This window comes from Thiomicrorhabdus sp., from assembly GCF_041583835.1.
Classification (GTDB): domain Bacteria; phylum Pseudomonadota; class Gammaproteobacteria; order Thiomicrospirales; family Thiomicrospiraceae; genus Thiomicrorhabdus.
In genome coordinates this window covers 1-21534 of the sequence record NZ_JBFHFC010000025.1, presented here as the reverse complement: position 1 = coordinate 21534, position 21534 = coordinate 1, and the positions used below count along the sequence as shown (strand labels likewise).

Here is a 21534-nt window from a genome sequence, read left to right as displayed (position 1 = left end):
TGAGTATTTATTTTAATGAAACTTGCCAGATCCCTACTTTCTTTGTCCCGTGTTCAAAAACGTTTGATTTCAATACTTATTGATGTCATCGGTTTAAGTTTTGCCGCCGTTTTGGCGATTTGGTTACGTTTTGGTGAATCTGTTTTTCCTGTAGCCGATTACGTACCCGCAATACTATTACTTCCTTTGTTAGCGTTACCTGTTTTTATTACTCAAGGATTGTACCGCGCTGTAATCCGTTATATCGGACATAAGTTTGCAGTAACGGTTATATCGTCGGTTACTTTGGTCTGTGTTGTCTGGGCAGCTGCTATTTTTATGTTTGATTTAAAATACCCAAGGTCGGCCATTATAATTACTTGGTTGTTGGCTCTATTTTATATTTCTGCGACGCGTATATTGGCCCGTTGGATGTTGTCTGAAGGTGTAGCTTCGGGTAGGTCGTTAAATCGCAAGCAAGTCGTCATTTTTGGGGCTGGAACTTCGGGTAAACAGCTATTAAGTGCGATTAGTAAAGTTCCTTCAATTAAAGTGACCGGTTTTATTGACGATGACGTTAACCTGCAAGGTCATGACATTACATCGGTAAGGGTGTATCCGCGAGAGTCACTGGATAATTTAATTAAGGATTTTGGTGTTAGTGAAGTTTTCTTGGCGATCCCTTCGCTTCAAGCATCTCGAAGAAAAAATATTTTGGATTGGCTTGAGCCTTATTCGGTTAAAGTCTCAACGTTACCGTCAATGGACGAGATCGTAGCGGGAAAAGTCTCTTTCTCCGATATTAGAGAAGTCAATATTGAAGACTTACTGGGGCGCGATCAAGTGCCACCTCAGTCTGACTTACTTGCCCATTGCATCACCGGTCAAGGGGTTTTAATTACGGGAGCGGGAGGTTCGATTGGTTCTCAGCTATGTAGAAAAGTCTTAAACCAGCGTCCGAAAGTGTTGGTACTGTATGAGCTCAATGAGTTTGCACTTTATAACATTGAAAGCGAGCTTTCTAAATCCAAAGAATTAGGCGATACAAAGCTAATTTCAATTGTTGGGAACGTCCTTAACGAGTCAAAACTCCGTCGGGTAATTGATTTATATGAAATCAGCACTATTTACCATGCCGCTGCCTATAAGCACGTTCCCATCGTTGAGCACAATATTCAAGAAGGGATTGTTAATAATGCTTTCGGTACTCATATCGCAGCGAAAACCGCAGCCGAGAGCGGAGTTAAAAATTTTGTTTTGATATCAACCGACAAAGCAGTTCGACCGACTAATGTAATGGGGGCGAGTAAACGTTTGGCGGAAATGGCCTTGCAGGCATTGCAGTTAGAATATCCCAACACCAGGTTTGTTATGGTTCGTTTTGGTAATGTTTTAGGTTCCTCGGGATCAGTGATTCCGCTGTTTAGAAAGCAAATTGCTGAAGGTGGTCCGGTAACGGTGACACATAAAGAGATCACCCGTTATTTTATGACGATTCCCGAGGCTGCTTCACTGGTTGTTCAGGCGGGTTCAATGGGTGTTGGTGGGGATGTTTTCGTGCTTGATATGGGGGAGCCGGTCAAGATTGCGGATTTGGCCAAAAAAATAATTAAACTTTCCGGGCTTGAGGTTATGGATGAGGCTGGCCATGGTGATATTGAAATTCAATATTCCGGTTTACGGCCGGGAGAGAAACTCTACGAAGAGTTGTTGATCGGGAATAATGTTGACGGTACCGATCATCCGAGGATTATGAAAGCACATGAAGAATTCTTAACTTACCCAGAGTTAATGGATGAGTATGCTCAGTTGGAAGCGTCATTGGAACGGTATGATTATGAAGCCGTTATAGAACAGTTGGGTCGTATCGTTTCTGGGTTCAGTCATACTTCTGGCGTCGTTGATTATTTAAAATAATACAAAATTAAATTAATGTTGGGCTAACCGAGGTTCTGCCGGGCATCGACATTAATAAGATGTCATTTTTTCTTAAAATATCCCTTCTTCTTTTTGGTCTATACTGCCGGTCTTTGAAACGCGTAGTATAAGACTTCATAAATTGGTAGTTTCACTTATAGACCGGACGCTGTTCTGCAATTAATCTGTATATCATTGTGTTATTTACCAAAAAAGCCTGGTAAAAGTAGGCTTTTTATGAAAAATGTGCTTATATTCCTTGTTTAAATGTGTTCGATAGTTTGTTTTGGAGAGTTAAGGCGAGTGTTTGGTTTTTCTAGAAAAAATGTTAGGTCTATAAGTAGGTTAAGTTTGTTGCTTTTGTGGAGTGCAGTTAGCTCAATGGCATTGGCAGCGACTCCTAGCGAAGATCAAATTGATCTTTTTAAATCTTTATCTAAAGAGCAGCAGCAAAGGTTGTTGGATTCTCAAGGATTCGACAGTCGTCAATTTAGTGGACAGATGCAACAGCAAACTAAAATTGAACCGCTACAAGATACGGTTAAACCTCTCGAGTTGGAATTGTTCCCCGAAGTGGATTTTGCGACTAATGAAATTCAAACTCGTCCTAAATTAAAACGATTCGGCTCCGAATTATTTGCGGGACAACCTACTACCTTTTCACCCGTCAATGATATTCCTGTGCCGACGGACTATATTTTAGGTCCCGGAGATCAATTAAAAGTCCAACTTTACGGCGCAAAGAACCAAATGTACGAATTGGTGATCGATCGTAATGGAAGAGTAAATTTTCCGGAAATTGGCCCTGTTAATTTGGCAGGCTTGAGTTTTTCCGAAGCCAAGTCGGTTTTGTCTAAACGCATTGAAGATCTTGGAATGGGGGTGAATGCCAGTATTTCCATGGGAGATTTGCGCTCATTTAGAATTTTTGTGATGGGAGAGTCAAGAACGCCGGGTTCTTATTTGGTGAGCGGCATGGCAACGATGACGCATGCTTTGTATGTCAGTGGCGGAATATCGGATTTAGGCTCTTACCGAAATGTGCAGTTGAAGCGTAAGGGGCGTTTGATTGCATCTTTGGATTTGTATGACCTGTTAGTTCATGGGGATACTAAAGATGATGTTCGCCTCCAGCCAGGAGATACAGTATTTATACCATCGGCAGGGAAATTGGTATCGCTTGATGGTGAGGTTGGCCGTCCTGCAATTTATGAATTGAAAGACGAGAAAACCGTAAAACAATTGTTAAGACTGGCCGGAGGGGTTAAGCCGACCGCATTTTTGGAGGTGGTTAACATTACCCGTGTTGATAACCAAGGAAATTTAGGGGTTAAGAATGTCGATATCTCTAATAAGTCCGGTTTGAATACGGCTTTAAGAAACGGTGATGAAATTTTAGTTAAAAAGGTATCGGACAACCTGAATCGTATCGTTGAATTAAGTGGCGAGGTGACCCATCCCGGCGTATATCAATGGGAAGAGGGACTGACAATCGGGCGTTTGTTGGAAGGTTATCGTGATTTTGAACGTTCAGCCGACTTAGCTTATCAGGTGATTCTGCGTCAAAAGCAAGTTGGAGAGGCTTATGAGGTCATTACGGCTAACTGGAGTGCTATTCATAAAGGCCAGGAAGATGATGTGGCTTTGATGCCTCAAGATCAGATTTTTATTCTCAATCGCGACGATGCGGATAAAAGAAAAGAAGTCATCGATGACGTTTTAGCAAAGCTGAACTTGCAGGCCACTAAACAGAATATTGCCAAGTTTGCCTCTGTGACAGGAATGGTGCGTTTCCCGGGAATTTACCCTTTAAGCAGTGAGGATCGAGTTGCTGACCTCGTTCGTGCGGCAGGCGGTTTAAAAGCGCAAGCGATGTTGAATGGAACTGATTTGGTTCGTTATGAAGTCGTAAAGGGTGAGAAAAGGGAAATAGAACGAATTCATTTTAACCTTGGGTTAGCGATGAAGGGAGAGGCCAAAAACAATTTTTATTTAAAACCATATGACCAGTTAAGTATTAAGCAGGTTTCCGATTGGAACGATGCGGCACAACAAATTACGCTTAAAGGGGAGGTTCGTTACCCTGGTACTTATACGATTGCGCCGGGAGAAACATTGGGATCCGTTTTAGAACGTGCCGGTGGTTTTACGGAATGGGCTGCGCCTAATAATACGATTTTTACCCGAGAGCAGCTGAAAGAGCAAGAAGCAAGAGAGTTGAAACAGCTGGCGATGGAATTGGAAAAGAACCTGTTGCTTGCTGCAAGAAGGGATGCCGGTGTTATGGAGAATAAGACTGCCGGTCCTGCTATGTTGGCTATGGGAGAGGCTTTAATTGAGAAAATTAAAGAAACGCCTGCCATCGGTCGTTTGGTAGTAGGCTTTGATCCGAAAAATAACGAGCGTTTCAAATCGACTATGAATGTTGAAATGCGAGACGGAGATGTTCTCTACATTCCTAAACGATCCAATGAAGTTGTGATTATGGGAGAGGTTTCCCGTACGATCTCGGTCGTTCATGAAGCAGGCAAGCGTGCTACTGATTATATTGCAATGAGTGGTGGTTTGAGTAAACGTGCTGATAGCGATTCCATTTATGTGGTGCACGGCGACGGGGCAATTGAACATCTTAAGCTGGGTTGGTTTTCAAGCGATGATGATTTAGAGATTCTGCCTGGCGATACGATTGTGGTGCCGATGGATGTTGAGCGCATGAATCCTTTGATTACCTGGACGGGGGTTTCAAAAATTTTGGCGAACTTTGCCGTAACGGGAGCAACCCTGAAAGCGATTGGAGTGTTTGATTAATGGGCATGTCAAAAAATACTCGGTCGAATAAGCAAGAAGAATATTGGCAAAATGACCCTAGGGATATGAACGATGATGAAATCGATTTGAGAGAATTGTTTTCGGTTTTGAGTCAACATAAGTGGTTTATTGCTTTTATTAGTTTTGGATTAGCATTGGTTACTGCCATTGTTTCTTTCCAAATACCGAATCAATATCAAGCACAAGTTGTGATGGTGCCGGTTAATTCAAATTCGTCGGGAGGAATGGCGAGTTTGGCATCAAAATACGGCGGGTTAGCAAGTATGGCCGGGATTGACTTGCCCGAGAGCGGAGGAGACCGTACCCAGCAGGCCATCAGTGTTTTGAAATCCAGAAAGTTTATTAACGATTTCATTCTACGACATAAGTTAAAGCCCGAATTGTTTTCTGTTCGATGGGATAGTGAATCGGCCTCTTGGAGAGAAGATTCCCCGGATGTTCTTCAGCGGTTAAAGGGGGTCATTGGTTTGCGTCAAGGAGCCGTTTCGAATTATGAAGGACAAGAAAAGTTGGCCTTGGGTGAACCGAGTTTGTGGCAGGCCTATAAGCTATTCAGTAATGAAATAATGCGAGTGTCTGATGATAAGAAATCTGGTGTGATCACCTTGTCTATTCAGTGGTATAACCCTGTTCAAGCTAGAGATTGGGCTAATCAGATGGTTGACGATTTAAATAAACGCCTTCGTAATGAAATGATTGCGAATTCGGAAAAAACCATTAAGTACTTGAAAGAACAAATCAAACAAACAAACTTGTTGGAGTTGCGTGAGATCCTATTTGGTTTGATTGAAGAGCATGTTAAAAACATTACCTTGGCGAAGACCAATACAGAGTATGTATTTAAGGTAATCGATCCTGCCGTCGTTCCAGAAGAAAAGTCGAAACCGAAACGAGGCTTGATGGTTGCGGTTTCTTTTCTGCTTGGTTTGATGCTCGCTATTTTTATTGTGCTTATTCGTAATTGGAAAGCAGGTAATGCCATATCTGGAAAGCCATCTATCGAGTAAGGCATACTTTCTTTTTTAATCCTGCTTTTGCATATTTGTCCTCTTTTGGTTAATATGAATATCGATGCGTTAAATTGCGTATCTTCATATGATTAAAAGGAGAGGACGCGATGAATGTTAAAACACTGTTATTGATGGTTGGATTATTATTTTCTTCCACCGTATTGGCGAGTCCGGTCAATGTAAACACGGCATCGGTAGAAGAAATTTCCGAGGCACTGAAGGGGATAGGGCCTTCTAAAGCAGCTGCGATTTCAGCTTACTGTAAGAAGAAAACCTGTTCTCGCCCAGAAGATTTACTAAATGTAAAAGGGATTGGAGAGAAAACACTCGAAAAGATCAAAGCGGATTTACGTTTTGTTGCCAAAAAGAAATGATGTGTATTGATTCCGTTTTTTTTAGACAGGTTTCTATAACATGATTTTTCGAGAAAATGTCTTAAGTAAAAACAAAGGCCCGGTAATTATATCGGGCCTTTTTTGTATGTGGTTACTGTGCGTATCCAGCTTTGTTTGTTCCGCCGAACAGTCGATGCAAAAAACATTAAATGAATTTAATCGACCAAATTTATTGCTTTTAAAAAATTACGATGCCAGCTTGGATGTCCAGGGGTGGTTAATGAGTGAGAAGCTTGATGGCGTCAGAGCGTATTGGAATGGAGAGCATCTGATGAGTCGTCAGGGAAATCTTTTCGCGGTTCCTAAGTGGTTTGTCGAAAGCTTTCCCCCTTTTGCATTGGATGGTGAGCTTTGGTTGGATAGAGGCGCGTTTGAAGAGACCGTATCAATCGTAAGGCGGCAAGCTCCGCATGATGGGTGGCGGCAAATCACTTATCACGTTTTCGAGGTGCCGGAGCAATTAGGCGGCTTGATTGATCGCTTGGATGTATTGAGAGATTATTTAAAGCGTTTTCCTGCGCCCTATATCCGTATCATTCAACAAGCCCCGGTTAGTTCGAACGAGGAGATTAAAAGTTATTTACGGCAAGTGGTGGCTTTGGGTGGAGAAGGACTTGTCTTAAGGAATCCTGAGGTACGATATCAGCAGGGTCGCTCCGATACGGCATTAAAAATGAAGTTGAAAGAGGATGCGGAATGTATTGTCAGAGGCTATACAAAAGGTAAAGGTAAGTATCGGGGAAAGGTTGGGGCTTTAGTTTGTGAATTAATGCCGGGGCAATTTGATAAATTGATTAGTGCCAAGAATCGTACGATCAAGCTTGGCAGTGGTTTAAACGATATACAGCGTGCTAAACCACCTGCAATCGGTTCAGTAGTGACGTTCCGGTTCAGTGGTTTAACCCAGAGGGGATTGCCGAGGTTTGCGGTATTCTGGAGAGTAAGGGCGGATTGGAAAGAGTGAGAAATTGAAATATAAAAAAACCGGCTCTATGGCCGGTTTTTCGTTTTTAAGCAGAGCCAATAAATTTAGGCTGTTTGCATAAATGCATCCATACGATCCAGTGCATTGACTAAGTTTTCCATGCTGGTCGCAAACGAGATACGAAGGTGTTTATCCGCTCCGAATGCCGAACCAGGTACCGCAGCCACCAATTGTTCTTCTAAGATCGCGGCCGTGAAATCGGTATCGGTCTCAAAACCTTTCATTTTCATGGCTTCAGATACGTCCATGAAAGCATAGAAAGCGCCGTCTGCATGGATGCATTTAAAGCCGGGAATCTGATTGATACGTTCGACCACAAATTCATGACGCTTTTTGAATTCCACCAGCATGGTCTGAATACAATCCTGCGAGCCGTTTAAAGCTTCAACGGAAGCCGCTTGAGAGATCGAGCAAGGGTTCGATGTACTTTGCGACTGAACTTTACGCATACCGGCGATGATGTCCACCGGACCGCCCGCATAGCCGATACGCCAACCCGTCATAGAGTAGGCTTTAGAAACCCCGTTCAATACGACGGTACGGTCGTAAAGTTCAGGGCAGACTTCAAGAATGTTCGTAAACGGCATATCGCCCAGCAAAATATGTTCGTACATATCGTCCGACGCAATAATGATGTCCGGATATTTCTTCAGTACATCACCTAGTGCTTTTAATTCTTCCGCAGAGTAAACCGCTCCGGTTGGGTTGGAAGGGCTGTTGATGACCACTAATTTCGTTTTCGGTGTAATGGCTTGTTCCAATTGTTCTGCCGTGATCTTGAAGCCCTGCTCAATCCCCGCTTCGACAATGATCGGTTCGCCACCGGCTAATAATGCCATATCGGGATAAGAAACCCAGTAAGGTGCCGGAATAATGACTTCATCGCCTTCGTTTAAAATCGCTTGGCATAGATTGAAAAAGCTTTGCTTTCCACCGGAGGAGACCAAAATTTGATTAGCTTGATATTCGATATGGTTATCGCGCTTGAACTTGGCCTGAATCGCTTCTTTAAGTTCAGGTGTTCCGTCTACGGCCGTGTAACGCGTCTGCCCGTTTTCAATCGCTCTGATTCCTGCCGCTTTAATATGATCCGGCGTGTCAAAATCTGGCTCGCCCGCGCCTAGGCTGATAATGTCTTTCCCTGCACGTTTCAGTTCGGCAGCTTTAGCGGTAATAATGAGTGTTAAAGAGGGTTGTACTCGATTGACGCGATTAGATAGGGTTGCCATGTAATGTTTCTCTCGAAATAGGTGGAGCTTGTATAATAGATATTTGAATTTCGGTCTTATTTTATCTGTCTCAACGAGACGTTTCATAAAACTGTCATTCTACTGGATTTTAGCGAACTTTTTAAAGGATTTGTTGTGGCAAAAGCATTTGAATTGGTATCTCAGTATCAGCCGGCCGGAGATCAACCGACTGCGATCGCAGAATTGGTTGAAGGTTTGGGGGATGGCGAGGCGTTTCAGACCCTTTTGGGGGTAACCGGTTCGGGTAAAACCTTTACGGTTGCCAATGTTATTCAGACTGTCCAGCGCCCGACGATTATCCTGGCTCATAACAAAACCTTAGCGGCACAGTTATATGGAGAAATGAAAGGTTTTTTTCCTAATAATGCCGTCGAGTATTTCGTTTCTTACTACGACTATTATCAGCCTGAAGCTTATGTTCCCGCCTCGGATACCTATATTGCCAAGGATTCTTCGGTTAACGAACAGATTGAGCAATTGCGTCTATCGGCTACCAAGGCGCTGTTGGAACGGGAAGACGTCATACTGATCGCCACGGTTTCTGCAATTTACGGTTTGGGTGATCCTGAAATGTACCTGAAGATGATTTTGCAGGTGCGTTTGGGGGACAGTATTTCACAGCGCGATATTCTGGCCAGATTGACTTCGATGCAATACAACCGCAACGACATTGAGCTTTGGCGAGGGACTTTCCGGGTTCGCGGTGATGTGATCGATGTTTTTCCGGCCGAAGCGGAGGAATATGCGGTGAGAATCGAGTTGTTTGACGATGAAGTCGAAAGTATTGCTTGGTTTGATCCGTTGACCGGCGAAGTGATTGCGCGACCGACTAGAGTGACGGTTTATCCTAAGTCTCACTATGTGACGCCGCGCGAACGGGTTATGGAAGCAGTCGAGAAAGTCAAAGTAGAACTGAAAGAACGTTTAGAGCAACTGCGTTCGATGCATAAGCTGGTGGAAGCCCAGCGTTTGGAAGAAAGAACCAAGTTGGACATTGAGATGATGCTGGAACTTGGGTATTGCACTGGAATAGAAAACTATTCGCGCTATCTTTCGGGACGTGAAGCCGGTTTTCCGCCGCCGACGTTAATGGATTATTTTCCTAAAAATGCTTTGCTGGTGATTGACGAAAGTCACGTGACCATTCCTCAGATCGGCGGCATGTATAAAGGGGACCGTTCCCGTAAAGAGAACCTCGTTAGTTACGGTTTCCGTTTGCCGTCGGCCTTGGATAACCGTCCTTTGATGTTTGAAGAGTTTGAACAACTGATGCCTCAGGCCATTTTCGTTTCGGCTACGCCGGGTAAATACGAGGCGGAACATTGTTCGCACATGGTTGAGCAGGTTGTGCGCCCGACCGGTCTGTTGGATCCGGAAATCGAGGTGCGTCCGGCCTTGACGCAAGTGGATGATCTTCTAGGTGAAATTCGTCCGCGTGTTGAGATGAATCAGCGTATTTTGGTCACAACGTTGACGAAGCGTATGGCGGAAAACCTGACTGAATATTTGGAGGATCATCAGGTTAGGGTGCGCTATTTACATTCCGATATCGATACGGTGGAGCGTATAGAAATTATCCGTGACCTGCGTTTGGGAGAGTTCGACGTGCTGGTCGGAATCAACTTGCTTAGAGAAGGGCTGGATATTCCGGAGGTGGCACTGGTGGCCATTTTGGATGCCGATAAGGAAGGCTTCCTGCGTTCGGACCGTTCTTTGATTCAGACCATCGGGCGTGCGGCACGTAACGTCAACGGTAAGGCAATTCTGTACGCGGACAAGATCACTAAGTCGATGAAAAAAGCAATCGACGAAACCGAACGTCGTCGTGCCAAGCAGATTGTGCATAATGAAAAACTGGGGATTACACCGCAGGCATTAAATAAGAAAGTAAGTGATATTCTAGAAGATTCGCCTTATGCCAGTAAGTCGGCTAAACCTTCATCCTCCAAGAAAGCGGCAGAGCCTCAAGGGCATTACAATCCCGAGCTTAAGCATTTAAAACCGGCTGAATTGGCTAGTCAGATCAAAAAGCTCGAGAAAGAGATGTATAAAGCCGCGAAAGCGTTGGATTTTGAAGAGGCCGCCTCGTTACGTGATCAAATTAAAACCCTGAAAAGTACGATGGTCGGGGTAGGTGATTTGCGCTAAGGTATGAGTGGGAACAACTCCGATCATTTGGAGGTTGGGTGATGCCGCAATTCGAACAGGGCAGTTGAATTGCGGCGGGTATCCCCGAATTTAATCTTCGCTTTCTTCCTGAACTTTGAAGTTTGCATCCATCATTTCTCTGCGAGCGACTTCCGGCATCGGGAGTTTACTCTCCAGTTTGATTTTCAGGCGTAGGTTATTCATCGAGTCGGCGTTACGCAAGGCTTCTTCATAGCTGATCTTGCCGGCTTCATATAAATCGAAAAGTGCCTTGTCGAAAGTCTGCATATATTGATCTTCCGACTCTTCCATGAGCTTCTTAATGCCGGTGATGTCGGCCTTAAAGATTAAGTCCTGCATACGCGGTGTATTGATCATGATTTCAACCGCGGCAATTCGTCCGCCGCCGATTTTAGGAATCAAACGTTGGGAAACCATCGCTCGTAGGTTCAAGGACAAATCCATCAATACGTGATTGCGTTGAATCGGCGGGAAAAAGTTGATGATACGATCCAAAGCCTGGTTGGTGTTGTTGGCGTGCAGTGTCGATAGACATAAGTGACCGGTTTCTGCAAAGGCGACAGCGTGATTCATAGTGTCGTCGGAACGAATCTCCCCGATCAAGATGACATCCGGCGCCTGGCGGAGCGTGTTTTTCAGGGCCGCATCGTAGCTTTCGGTGTCCACACCTACTTCGCGCTGGGTCACGATGCTCTTTTTGTGTGAATGTACAAATTCGATCGGGTCTTCGATCGTAATGATATGTCCGTCCGTTTCGCGGTTGCGGATATCCAGCAAACTTGCCAAGGTGGTGGATTTACCGGAACCTGTTCCACCTACGACCAAAATCATTCCTCGTTTTGCCAGGATTAATTCCTTTAAGATCGGCGGAAGATCCAAGTCGTCAAATTGTGGAATGTCGGTATGAACCGAACGAATGACCAAGCCCGGTGTGCCGCGTTGAATGAAGACGTTTACACGATAGCGTGCCGTTCCGGGGATGTGGTAGGCAAAGTTACATTCGTGGGTACTGTCGAATGTTTCCCGTTGATCGTCGTTCATTAATGCATAAGCGAATTCAGCCGTCATAGCCGGTGTCATTTTGACTTCGGTCAGTTTTTGTAACGCACCGTCCTTTTTCATGATGACAGGACTGCCGGCCGTGATGAAAAGGTCGGAACCTCCATTCTGTGAGAAATGGATAAGTAGCTGATTGAGTTCTTCTTTAAGCTCGTTGGACATTTGTGGACTCCTGTTTACGGCTATGGATTGGTCAAACGCGGTTAAGCCATAAAGCTTTCTTTATGGACGGCTTTGGCACGAGCCGTTTCCAACGTGATCTTGTGTTCCGACACCAAGCGTTTAAGATCTTGATCCAGTGTCTGCATACCTAGTTGGTTGGAGGTCTGGATGGTCGAGTACATTTGTGCGACTTTGTCTTCGCGAATCAAGTTTCGGATTGCTGCGGAACCGAGCATGATTTCATGCGCGGCAATACGACCGCTTTCCACTCGTTTGAGTAGCGTTTGGGAAATAACCGCTTTCAAGGATTCCGAGAGCATTGAGCGTACCATGGCTTTTTCATTGGCTGGGAAAACGTCGATGATACGGTCGATGGTTTTTGCTGCGGAGCTGGTATGCAGAGTTCCGAAGACCAAGTGCCCGGTCTCCGCTGCCGTTAACGCAAGACGAATGGTTTCCAAGTCACGCATCTCACCGACTAGAATGATGTCGGGGTCTTCCCTTAACGCGGCTCTTAAAGCGTTGGAGAAACTGTGGGTGTCGCGATGGACCTCTCGCTGGTTAACTAAGCAACGTTTTGACTGATGTACGAATTCGATTGGATCTTCAATGGTTAGGATGTGCGAATTCTTGCGTTCGTTGAGGTAATCGATCATTGCTGCCAGGGTAGTCGATTTACCGGAACCGGTTGGTCCGGTAACCAGTACGATACCGCGCGGGGTTTCGGCAATTTGTTTGAAAATAGCAGGGGCGGCAAGGTCTTCCAATGTTAGGATGTCGCTTGGAATCGTACGGAAGACGGCGCCGATTCCGCGGTTTTGCATAAAAACGTTGGTACGAAAGCGAGCGATATTCGTCAGTTCGAATGAAAAATCCAGTTCTTGATGTTCTTCGAAGTTTTTACGCTGATCGTCATTCATGATCTCGTAAATCATCTTATGAATGACTTCGGGCTCTAAATGCGGCGTATCCAGGCGTTTGATGTCGCCATCCAATCGAATCATTGGAGGAAGGCCGGCGGATAGGTGTAAATCCGAAGCGCCTTGTTGCGCACTGAATTCTAATAGTTGGGTGACATCCATGGAGTTGATTCCTTAACACTGGTATTTGAATGGAATGGATTAATTCATTATAGAGAATAATGTTATTAAATAGAACGTAATAATCCTAATAAGAGTTTTCATCGGGCTTATAAAAACCTTATAAAAATTTTATACTGCATTACAATCTAAATAAGTTCAAATTGAATATATATAAATGCCGTCTACTTTATATTGCCATAATGTAGTAAAATGGCGTACTTTGTTAAGCGTTAAATATTAAAAGATTTAGGGATGTTTATGGATGATACACCTCAACCTATGAGTAATTCGTTGAATAGTATGAAAGGGAGTGGTCAGGTTATGCAGGATGCTGACGAGATCGATCTGTTTGAATTATGGAATGGGTTGGTGCAAGAACGTTGGTTCATTCTCGCTAGTGCGATTATCGTAACGCTATTGGCAGGAGCTTATGCTTTTTGGGCTACGCCGATTTATCAGTCAAAAGCTTATTTTTTACCTCCGTCGGTTGAGGACGTTCAAGAGATGAATTCTTTGAACTTATTGACTAATAAGCCGTTTTATAAACCGGATGAGGTTTACGAGGATTTTATTAAATCGCTGCGATCGAGAGAGGTGCTCAAGCAGGCTTTTAATAAATACGGGTTGGTAACATTGTATGAAAAGAATCTCGGCCAAGTTGACGGAGCGAAAGAAGAAGCCTTAACTAACCGTGCTTTTGAAAAATTTGCCGAGAGTTTTAAGCTTCAGATTCCGAAGGTAAAAAGTGCGTCTCAAGAGGTTTCGGCAGAGTTGGCTTTGGCTTTACCGCCTGAAAAAACGGCACAAATTTTGAATGAGATTGTCGGATTGGCGGAACACGGAACCAGTGAACAGTATCTGAGAAATATTCAGGCGGAGTTACAGATCCGCAAGCAACGTATTAGCGACCAGATTGCGAGTTTACGTCAAATTGAGAAAGAGCGCCGCTTGGATCGTGTTGCTCAATTGCAGGAAGCGGCCAATATCGCTCGTTCGCTGGATTTCGCCGAACCGATTTCCATGGGGCCTCAGGTTAAATTTAATGGAATTGCAAACCAGGGTATGCCGCTTTATTATTTGGGTTATAAACTCCTGGAAGCCGAATTGAGTGCATTGAAATCGCGTCAAAATGACGACCCTTTTATTGCAAACTTACGTGGACTTCAGCAGCAGTTATCCGAATTGGAAAACTTGAAGATTGATGCCGATAAGTTTGGTGTCGTTACTATCGATCAGTTGGCTGTGCCTGATGCTAAGCCGATCAAGCCTAAGAGAGCATTGATCATCGCCGTTGGCGCTGTTTTAGGGCTGATGTTAGGGGTATTTGTTGCCTTGATTCGTAGAGCGGTAAAAAACCGTCGACAAGGGGTGGTGGAAGTCAATTAAAGGCTTATCGAATTCGTTCGGGATAGGACTTATTCGATGAGCTTATGGATGTTAAATATTAAAAAAACCGGCTTTATGCCGGTTTTTTTGTGAATGGGTAATTGAGATTACAAAAGAAGATTAATTGAAGCCGATTTTATGTACCGTCGGCTCGATGCCTCTTGCTTTGTACGCTTTCCAACGTTCTCTACCCATTTGCACCAGGTATTCGGTCTGATCCAAAATTTCAATGGTTCTTTGATAATTGAAAAAGTCTTCCGAAAAGCCCGTATGCAGGTTGATCAGCACATCTTTACAAGGTTGATAAATCCGTTCGCCGTGTAGCTGTATCGGAGCCGGAACGGCATTTTTTACGCTATGAATAATAAAACTCTGGGGCTGAAAATCCCACAAGGTTAAATCATAACGTAAGGCTTCCTGTTCGTTTTCAAAACGAACGTCACAACGGCGTTTTTCGGACTGAATTTTTTTCAGTAACTTGCTTAAAAAGCGCTCGCGTTTTTCAGGCTCGGTGCTGTTTAACACATAAAACAGCACATCTTTCTCAGTATCCGTCGACATCGTCGTTTTCCGATTTTGCGCGGAATGTTTCCGTTAGCAGGTACTGAACCACCGCCGGAACCGGACGGCCTGTAGCGCCTTTTTTATCGCCGCTGACCCATGCGGTTCCGGCGATATCCAGGTGCGCCCACTTTACGTCTTTGGTGAAACGTGCCAGAAATTGTCCTGCCGTGATGGTACCTCCGGCACGACCGCCGATGTTTGCCATATCCGCAAAGTTTGATTTCAATTGTTCATCCCATTCTTCGCCTAACGGTAGCTGCCAGAAACGGTCATAAGTTTCTTGACCGGCGGCTAAAAGAGCGTCGGCCATTGACTGGTCGTTAGCCATCAAGCCGGAAACATGGTTCCCCAAGGCGATGATGCAAGCGCCGGTCAACGTTGCCATGTCGATGATTTTTTCAGGTTTATAAGTTTGTTGTGCGTAAGTTAAAGCATCACACAGGATCAGACGGCCTTCGGCATCGGTATTAAGGATTTCAATCGTCTGGCCGGATAGCGAAGTGACCACATCACCCGGTTTAATCGCTTCGCCGGAAGGCATATTTTCGGTAGCGGGAATGACGCCGACTACGTTGATGTTCGGCTTAAGTTCGCCAAGGGTTTTGAAAACCCCAAGTACGGTAGCTGCACCGCCCATGTCATATTTCATCTCGTCCATCGCCGCGCCGGGCTTTAGAGAGATGCCGCCAGTATCGAAGGTGACGCCTTTTCCGACCAAGGCGATAGGTGCTTCATCACCGGCACCTCGGTAGGATAGACAGATCATCTTAGGCGGTGTTTTCGTGCCTTGCGCGACAGACATAAACGATCCCATGCCCATTTCGATCATTTGTTCGCGTTCCAAAACATTGGTGTCGAAGCCATAAGTCTTACCCAATTCGATCGCAGTTTCGGCCAAATGAGTCGGAGTACAGAAGTTACTTGGCATGTTGGCAAGGTCTTGAGTTAATCCCATGCCGACTGCGGTGGCTTGGCCTTGGGCAACGGCTGCAGTTAAACCGGCCGTTTCCGTCATAGGAAAAGCCATACTGTCGAGTTTAGGTTCTTTAGGGTGGTGTTCGCCACGGCTTTCATGAGCATAATCATAGAAGCTTTGCTGGAAAATTTGGCAGTTTTGGCGAACTGACCAGTCTTGATCAAAAGTGTGCGGTGAAACGAAAACCAAAGCATTCAAGACGTTTTTAGCGCCGCTGTTTTCAATGGCGACGGCCGCTGCTTTAGTAGCTTCCAGATAGGGTTTGACGCTTAAACTTTCCGCTTTGCCCAATCCAACCAATAGAATGCGTAATGGTAAAGTTTCCGCCGATTGCATGATCATTAACGTTTTGGCGGCCTTACCGGTAAAGTCATCGGATTGGTTAAGTTGTGTAACCAGTTGGCTTAATTTGGCGTTTTCATCCAGTTTGGCGCAGTTTTCAGCGAGGGTGCCGTCTGAAAATACTGGCAGGATAAGGGTGTCGTAAGAAGTAATTGTCGCTGTTGCATCAAAGCTAAAGGAAATACGTTTCATCTTGTTAAAAAGCCTTTGTTTCAGATTATTAATGACTTTGTTTTGTATAATGCAGTTTACCAGGTTAGACGAGTGTTAAATTCGACTATAAAAAGCTGGAAAACCCATTTAATTCTACCATTTTAATGTTTCAGGGGATGGTTTTGCGAATTCTCGACCGATATTTGTTAAAAGAGCTGTTTGCAACCTTTTTTGCGGTGCTGGCGGTGCTGTTGCTGATCACCTTTGGGACCGAAACCACCAAATTGTTAGCATTGGCGGTTGAAGGTAAATTGCCCGCATCGGTGGTGTTTCAAGTGTTGTTGCTTAAAATCCCTCCTGCATTAGAGGTGATTCTACCGCTCGTCGCGTTGTTGAGTGTGATGTTGGCGGTTGGCCGTCTTTATCAGGATCATGAAATGGTGGTTATGAACAGTTGTGGAATTTCTCCTCGTTATTTTCAAAAGGTAGTGTTTTGGTTCTTATTGCCATTTTCGCTGCTAACCGCTGCCATTACCCTGTATATCACCCCGTTGAGCTATGAAAAAGAGACCGCTCTGATAATGGATGCACAAACCAGTGCACCGTTTGCCGGATTGGTCTCGGGTAAATTTAATGAGCTACCGAATAATAAAGGCGTCTTGTATGCCCGTAAAATCAATGCAGATGGACAAATGCTGGACGTCTGGATTAAGTTTAAAGGCAAAGAGAAAGATTTGGTATTGACCGCGCCTCAGGGGCAGTTTGAGTGGATTAAGGAGCGTTTGGCGCTCGTCCTTATAGACGGAAAAAGTTATGAGGGATTGCATGCGAACAAGGAAAATCTGACCGTTCAGCATTTTGAGCGCTTTGAGGGGTACCTGCCGGAATTGGAGGCTGCGGCCAAGCACAAAGTCAAAGGTATTTGGGCTCCAACCTCTGTTTTGCTGGAATCCGCTAGTTTGGAAGACAAAGCATTGTTGCAATGGCGGGTTGTGGTGCCGGCAGGCGTGTTGGTTTTGGGGCTTTTAGGGTTGCGTTTGAGCAAGACGGGGCCGCGTGAAGGTCGTTTCGCGAAGTTGTTTATTGCGATTGTGCTGTATGTGATTTATAACCAGTTATTGGTGACGGCGCGTGACGGTATGTCGGACGGAGGGATTCCATTATATATCGGGCTGTGGCCGATTCCGTTGTTGTTCCTACTGTATGCTCTCTATTTGCCGGATACAAAAAAGTCCAAGTTTGCGGCCTTTAAAAATAAGGCGAATCCGCAAGGAGGGCAGGCGTCATGAACCGTATCGAACGTTATTTGGGACAAGTCGTCTTTACCCACACTTTGTTGGTGTTGTTAGTTTTGTTGGTCATTTTAGGCTTTTCCGAATTTATGATTCAGGTCGGCAAGTTGACCGAAGAGTATACGCTTGCCAAAGGTGCACTTTATACCTTATTGAAATTACCGGTTTATGCCTATGAGATTTTTCCGGTCGCTTTATTGATCGGTTCTTTGATGGGGTTGGGGGCTTTGGCGAATCAGTCGGAACTGACGATCTTACGCGTGACGGGGTGGTCGGTTCGACGCATACTTTTTGCGGTGTTAAAAACGGCCATGTTGATGTGGTTGATCATGGCTTTAATGGGGGAGTTTATCGCTCCGAGCAGTGAAACCTATTCGAAAAAGGTTCGTAGCGAAGCTTTGCAAAAAGGGTTTTCGGTCGGTAGTGACAGTGGTTTTTGGTTAAAAGACCCAAACCGTTATATCTATGTCGGCCGTGTGGTTTCCAGTACCGAGTTGCGTAATCTGGAAATTTATACACAGCAAAACGGCGAAGTTAATCAGTTCATTCAAGCGCAAAAGGCAATCTATGCAGGTGACCATTGGATTCTGTCCAATATCCGCCAGCAAGATCTAGAATTGAAGGCCCCCGTACCTGCGGTCGAAAATGAGCATAAATTACCTTTGTTAGATTGGCAGGAATCACGGATTAAGCAAGAAGATTTCAGTTTTCCATTGCAGCCGGAAGTATTGGAAAGCTTGAATATTGAGACTCGCTATATGAGTTTGCTTGATCTGTACGGTTATATTTCCTTCTTAAAGGAAAACGAATTGGATTCTGAGGAGTACCAGTTAGCTTTTTGGCGTAAATTGGCGATGCCGTTGGTCGTGATTGGAATGATTGCGATCGTATTCCCTCTTATCTTCGGTTCGCAACGCCAGGTGAGTATGGGTCAAAGGGTTTTTGTGGGCATTTTGATCGGTATGGGCTTCCACCTGATGAATCAGATGTTCGGTAATTTAAGTGTGGTGTATCAGTTTCCGGCGGTAGTGGGGGCGTTTCTGCCCGCCTTATTGATGATGTTGATTGCCGCTATGTGGTTAAAAAAAGTCCGTTAACCTTTTATCGCTATTCTGATTTGGTTTCGGTTTTAAAATTTATAATTACTCGTCAACCAGTTGTTGAATGCGGTAAACCGCTTTTTTACCGGCAAGTTTGTCGGCCAAATAGGGGAGTGCGTTTTGCATTTCCTGCATGAGTGTCCAAGGCGGATTGATCATAATCATACCGCTTGAAGTCATGCCGCGTTGTTCGGTATCCGCTTCCAATCCCAATTCAAAGACTTGAACGTTACGGATGCCGCTGTTCTTAATAGCATCCAGCATTTTTTGTATCTGTTTACGTTGAACAACCGGATACCAGACGGCATAGGTTCCGGTAGCGAAGCGTTTGTGGCATTCAATCAATACTTCAACCACGCGGTCATAATCGGTTTTCACTTCATAAGGTGGATCAATCAGAACCAGACCACGTCGTTCTTTTGGCGGCATAGCGCCGATGGCCGTTTGAAATCCGTCTTTTGAAAAGACTTTGATACGGCGATCATGTTTAAAGTTTTCCAATAGTGTTTTTTGTTCGCGAGGGTGGAGTTCGCAAAGGGATAAGCGATCATGCTCTCTTAGTAGGTGAGCGGCAAACCAGGGGGAGCCGGGATAAAAAGCCAAACTGTCCGGACTGTTCTGGTTAAGTTGATGGAATTCGCCCACACATGCGACATAATCGGCAACCACTTCCGGCAGGTCTGTTTGCTCCCAGAGTATGCCGATACCATTTTGATATTCACAGTTCTTTTGAGCTTCGTCCGAGTTTAAACTGAAGCCGCCCGGCCCCGAATGCGTGTCTAGATAAAATACGGGTTTTGGCTTTTGTGTAAGGTAATTTAAAGTATGAACCAAAATGGTGTGCTTAAGTACGTCGGCAAAATTGCCGGCATGAAAAGAGTGTAAATAGCTTAGCATAACGTCTCGGAATGGCTGAATAGGGGAGTTGCGTGGATTATAACGATTTACACGGAAGCAGGATTGAAAATCTGAACTTCTCGATTAAGTCAGTAGCCCATTCTGACAATGAATGCATTAGTTTGTTTTCGCCTTGTAGTCAATCAGGAATTGTTGGAAATCTTCGGCTGAAAGAGGGTGGCTGAAATAGTATCCTTGAATCTCTTCGCATTGTTCCTGTTTCAAAAATTCCAGCTGTTCGACCGTTTCAACCCCTTCGGCGATGGTCATTAGCCCCAGGTTCTGAGCCAAACTGATGATCGCCTTAACGATTGCCCGGTCTTCCGCATCGATTGTCAGGTCACGAACAAAGGATTTGTCGATTTTCAGTTTGGTCGCATTGAACCGTTTCAGGTAACTCAATGAAGAATAACCGGTTCCGAAGTCGTCGATTGCGATTTTGATACCGTGCGTACCCAATTTGTTAATCATTTCGATGGCTGCTTCCGGATCGGACATGGCGACGCTTTCGGTCAATTCCAATTCCAGGTATTTCGGTGGAACGCCGGTTTCCGAAAGGATATGCATGACTTGCTCGGGCAGTTCTTTTTGGCGGAATTGCACGGCGGAAAGGTTGACGGCCATGACAAAAGGTGGATGTCCGTCATCAATCCAGGTCTTAAGTTGTTGAAGGGCGGTACGTAATACCCATTGCCCGATACCCAGAATTTGGCCGCTTTGTTCCGCTACCGGAATGAATTCCATGGGCGAAATCGTACCCAACTCAGGATGGTGCCAGCGAAGCAGAGCTTCCGCACCGACTATCTGACCCGATTCAGCGCAGATTTGCGGTTGGTAGTTAATTTGGAATTCATTTCGGGGAAGCGCCATGCGCAAAGCACTTTCAATCTGCATCAAACGCGAGGAGTGTGCCTGCATCTCTTCTGTGAAGAAGCGATATGCATTGCGGCCGTCTTGTTTGGCTTCGTACATGGCGGCATCGGCGTTTCTGAGAAGGGTATGAATGTCGTCTCCGTCTTGAGGGAATATCGCGATTCCGATCGAGGGGGTGATGAACAGTTCGTAAGATTCCACTTTGATTTGGGCTGAGACGGCGTGTAGAATTTTTTCCGCGACGTGCGCCGCACCGTCTTCTCCCGTTCCCGGTAATACGATAATGAATTCGTCTCCACCTTGGCGGGATAGGGTATCTTCCGCTCGCAACAGTTTGGACATACGTTTGCCGGTTTCAATCAATAGTTCATCGCCGATATGGTGCCCTAAAGTATCATTGACGTTCTTGAAGTGATCCAAGTCGATGAAAAGTAATGTTAAAGGGGCTGCGTGGCGCTTTGATTCACTGATGGCATGTTGCAGGCGATCCATCAATAATTGGCGGTTGGCCAGATTCGTCAATGGGTCGAAATGAGCCAGATGTTGAATTTTTTCTTCGGACTCTTTGACTTTGGATATGTCTGTGAACATTCCGATGTATTCGGTAACGTTCCCATGTTCGTCAAGTCCCCGGCTGATAGTCAGCCATTCCGGGAACACCTCACCATCTTTCCTACGGTTCCAGACTTCGCCTTGCCAATGGCCTTGGGTATCCACGGTTTCCCACATGTTTTTATAGAATTGATCCGAGTGTTTTCCGGAAGCCAGAAGGTTCGGTGTTTTTCCGAGTATTTCGTCCGAACTGTAACCGCTGATTTCGGTGAATGCATGATTGACTAATAGGATGGTCTTGTCAGGGTCGGTAATCATAATCCCTTCACGGCTCTGTTCGAATACCTTGGATGCCAGTTCGATTTGCGCTTCGGTTTTCTTGTATTCGGTAATATCCGATGCAAATCCGTGCCATAGAATGGAGCCGTCCTGTTCTTTTTCAGGCATTGAGTTAGCAGAAATCCAACGAATCGTACCGTCATTAAATTGAATACCGCATTCAATTTAATGACGGTACGATTCGTTGGATTTCAGGCATGGAGTTAGCAGAAATCCAACGAAT

16 protein-coding genes are annotated in these 21534 nt (G+C 45.0%); 9 read left to right on the top strand and 7 right to left on the bottom strand.

What is annotated here, in order from left to right:
* Positions 1-15 precede the first annotated feature (15 nt).
* The 5 genes from ABY044_RS10620 (at position 16) to ABY044_RS10600 (ending at position 7094) form a co-directional block, all read left to right on the top strand.
* Positions 16-1896, top strand: a complete 1881-nt coding sequence (locus tag ABY044_RS10620) for a polysaccharide biosynthesis protein (RefSeq protein ID WP_373020551.1) — start codon at positions 16-18, stop codon at positions 1894-1896.
* A 381-nt stretch (positions 1897-2277) separates the two neighbouring features.
* Positions 2278-4704: an SLBB domain-containing protein gene (locus ABY044_RS10615; RefSeq protein ID WP_373020549.1), complete on the top strand. Its 2427-nt coding sequence runs from the start codon at positions 2278-2280 to the stop codon at positions 4702-4704.
* On the top strand, positions 4704-5732 hold the full coding sequence (locus ABY044_RS10610; RefSeq protein ID WP_373020547.1) for a Wzz/FepE/Etk N-terminal domain-containing protein: 1029 nt from the start codon (positions 4704-4706) through the stop codon (positions 5730-5732). Before ABY044_RS10615 ends, ABY044_RS10610 begins: the two co-directional genes overlap by 1 nt.
* Positions 5733-5842: 110 nt before the next feature.
* Positions 5843-6109: a ComEA family DNA-binding protein gene (locus ABY044_RS10605; RefSeq protein ID WP_373020545.1), complete on the top strand. Its 267-nt coding sequence runs from the start codon at positions 5843-5845 to the stop codon at positions 6107-6109.
* A gap of 40 nt (positions 6110-6149) precedes the next feature.
* A complete protein-coding gene (locus ABY044_RS10600) occupies positions 6150-7094 on the top strand; it encodes a DNA ligase (RefSeq protein WP_373020543.1) in 945 nt (314 codons plus the stop codon).
* Positions 7095-7159: 65 nt separating this feature from the next.
* On the opposite strand, the gene ABY044_RS10595 is transcribed toward ABY044_RS10600, so the two are convergent.
* Entirely contained in the window at positions 7160-8344 is a 1185-nt protein-coding gene (locus ABY044_RS10595) for a pyridoxal phosphate-dependent aminotransferase (RefSeq protein WP_373020541.1), read from the bottom strand.
* A gap of 135 nt (positions 8345-8479) precedes the next feature.
* Between ABY044_RS10595 and uvrB the strand changes: the two genes are divergently transcribed.
* The gene (gene uvrB, locus ABY044_RS10590; protein ID WP_373020539.1) at positions 8480-10513 is read left to right on the top strand and encodes an excinuclease ABC subunit UvrB; all 2034 of its coding nucleotides are present in this window, start codon (positions 8480-8482) and stop codon (positions 10511-10513) included.
* A 90-nt stretch (positions 10514-10603) separates the two neighbouring features.
* Here uvrB and ABY044_RS10585 read toward each other — a convergent pair whose 3' ends face one another.
* Positions 10604-11755, bottom strand: a complete 1152-nt coding sequence (locus ABY044_RS10585) for a PilT/PilU family type 4a pilus ATPase (RefSeq protein WP_373020537.1) — start codon at positions 11753-11755, stop codon at positions 10604-10606.
* Between the two features lie 41 nt (positions 11756-11796).
* Complete coding sequence (locus ABY044_RS10580; RefSeq protein WP_373020535.1) at positions 11797-12837, bottom strand: type IV pilus twitching motility protein PilT; 1041 nt, start codon at positions 12835-12837, stop codon at positions 11797-11799.
* 258 nt (positions 12838-13095) lie between these two features.
* Between ABY044_RS10580 and ABY044_RS10575 the strand changes: the two genes are divergently transcribed.
* Positions 13096-14223, top strand: a complete 1128-nt coding sequence (locus ABY044_RS10575) for an LPS O-antigen chain length determinant protein WzzB (protein WP_373020533.1) — start codon at positions 13096-13098, stop codon at positions 14221-14223.
* 120 nt (positions 14224-14343) lie between these two features.
* Here the strand turns inward: ABY044_RS10575 and ABY044_RS10570 are convergent, their stop codons facing one another.
* Together ABY044_RS10570 and ABY044_RS10565 are read right to left on the bottom strand one after the other, a co-directional pair.
* Complete coding sequence (locus ABY044_RS10570) at positions 14344-14784, bottom strand: DNA polymerase III subunit chi (protein WP_373020532.1); 441 nt, start codon at positions 14782-14784, stop codon at positions 14344-14346.
* Complete coding sequence (locus tag ABY044_RS10565; RefSeq protein ID WP_373020531.1) at positions 14768-16297, bottom strand: leucyl aminopeptidase; 1530 nt, start codon at positions 16295-16297, stop codon at positions 14768-14770. Before ABY044_RS10565 ends, ABY044_RS10570 begins: the two co-directional genes overlap by 17 nt.
* 137 nt (positions 16298-16434) lie before the next feature.
* On the opposite strand from ABY044_RS10565, the gene lptF reads away from it, so the two are divergent.
* Both lptF and lptG read left to right on the top strand, forming a co-directional pair.
* Complete coding sequence (gene lptF, locus ABY044_RS10560) at positions 16435-17547, top strand: LPS export ABC transporter permease LptF (protein WP_373020530.1); 1113 nt, start codon at positions 16435-16437, stop codon at positions 17545-17547.
* Positions 17544-18647: an LPS export ABC transporter permease LptG gene (lptG, locus tag ABY044_RS10555; protein ID WP_373020529.1), complete on the top strand. Its 1104-nt coding sequence runs from the start codon at positions 17544-17546 to the stop codon at positions 18645-18647. Before lptF ends, lptG begins: the two co-directional genes overlap by 4 nt.
* Positions 18648-18692: 45 nt before the next feature.
* Here lptG and ABY044_RS10550 read toward each other — a convergent pair whose 3' ends face one another.
* Positions 18693-19547 carry a 23S rRNA (adenine(2030)-N(6))-methyltransferase RlmJ gene (locus ABY044_RS10550; protein ID WP_373020528.1) on the bottom strand — a complete coding sequence of 285 codons (855 nt, stop codon included), beginning with the start codon at positions 19545-19547 and terminating at the stop codon, positions 18693-18695.
* 117 nt (positions 19548-19664) lie between these two features.
* Positions 19665-21419, bottom strand: coding sequence for a putative bifunctional diguanylate cyclase/phosphodiesterase (locus ABY044_RS10545; protein ID WP_373020527.1), 1755 nt, complete (start codon positions 21417-21419; stop codon positions 19665-19667).
* Positions 21420-21534: the final 115 nt, after the last annotated feature.

What these genes read in the sequence shown, in the direction of transcription:
- ABY044_RS10620 (WP_373020551.1), top strand. Translation starts at nt 16, where the DNA reads ATGAAACTTGCCAGATCCCTACTTTCTTTGTCCCGTGTTCAAAAACGT.
- ABY044_RS10615 (WP_373020549.1), top strand. Translation starts at nt 2,278, where the DNA reads ATGGCATTGGCAGCGACTCCTAGCGAAGATCAAATTGATCTTTTTAAA.
- ABY044_RS10610 (WP_373020547.1), top strand. Translation starts at nt 4,704, where the DNA reads ATGGGCATGTCAAAAAATACTCGGTCGAATAAGCAAGAAGAATATTGG.
- ABY044_RS10605 (WP_373020545.1), top strand. Translation starts at nt 5,843, where the DNA reads ATGAATGTTAAAACACTGTTATTGATGGTTGGATTATTATTTTCTTCC.
- ABY044_RS10600 (WP_373020543.1), top strand. Translation starts at nt 6,150, where the DNA reads ATGATTTTTCGAGAAAATGTCTTAAGTAAAAACAAAGGCCCGGTAATT.
- ABY044_RS10595 (WP_373020541.1), bottom strand. Translation starts at nt 8,344, where the DNA reads ATGGCAACCCTATCTAATCGCGTCAATCGAGTACAACCCTCTTTAACA.
- ABY044_RS10585 (WP_373020537.1), bottom strand. Translation starts at nt 11,755, where the DNA reads ATGTCCAACGAGCTTAAAGAAGAACTCAATCAGCTACTTATCCATTTC.
- ABY044_RS10580 (WP_373020535.1), bottom strand. Translation starts at nt 12,837, where the DNA reads ATGGATGTCACCCAACTATTAGAATTCAGTGCGCAACAAGGCGCTTCG.
- ABY044_RS10575 (WP_373020533.1), top strand. Translation starts at nt 13,096, where the DNA reads ATGGATGATACACCTCAACCTATGAGTAATTCGTTGAATAGTATGAAA.
- ABY044_RS10570 (WP_373020532.1), bottom strand. Translation starts at nt 14,784, where the DNA reads ATGTCGACGGATACTGAGAAAGATGTGCTGTTTTATGTGTTAAACAGC.
- ABY044_RS10565 (WP_373020531.1), bottom strand. Translation starts at nt 16,297, where the DNA reads ATGAAACGTATTTCCTTTAGCTTTGATGCAACAGCGACAATTACTTCT.
- lptF (WP_373020530.1), top strand. Translation starts at nt 16,435, where the DNA reads ATGGTTTTGCGAATTCTCGACCGATATTTGTTAAAAGAGCTGTTTGCA.
- lptG (WP_373020529.1), top strand. Translation starts at nt 17,544, where the DNA reads ATGAACCGTATCGAACGTTATTTGGGACAAGTCGTCTTTACCCACACT.
- ABY044_RS10550 (WP_373020528.1), bottom strand. Translation starts at nt 19,547, where the DNA reads ATGCTAAGCTATTTACACTCTTTTCATGCCGGCAATTTTGCCGACGTA.
- ABY044_RS10545 (WP_373020527.1), bottom strand. Translation starts at nt 21,419, where the DNA reads ATGCCTGAAAAAGAACAGGACGGCTCCATTCTATGGCACGGATTTGCA.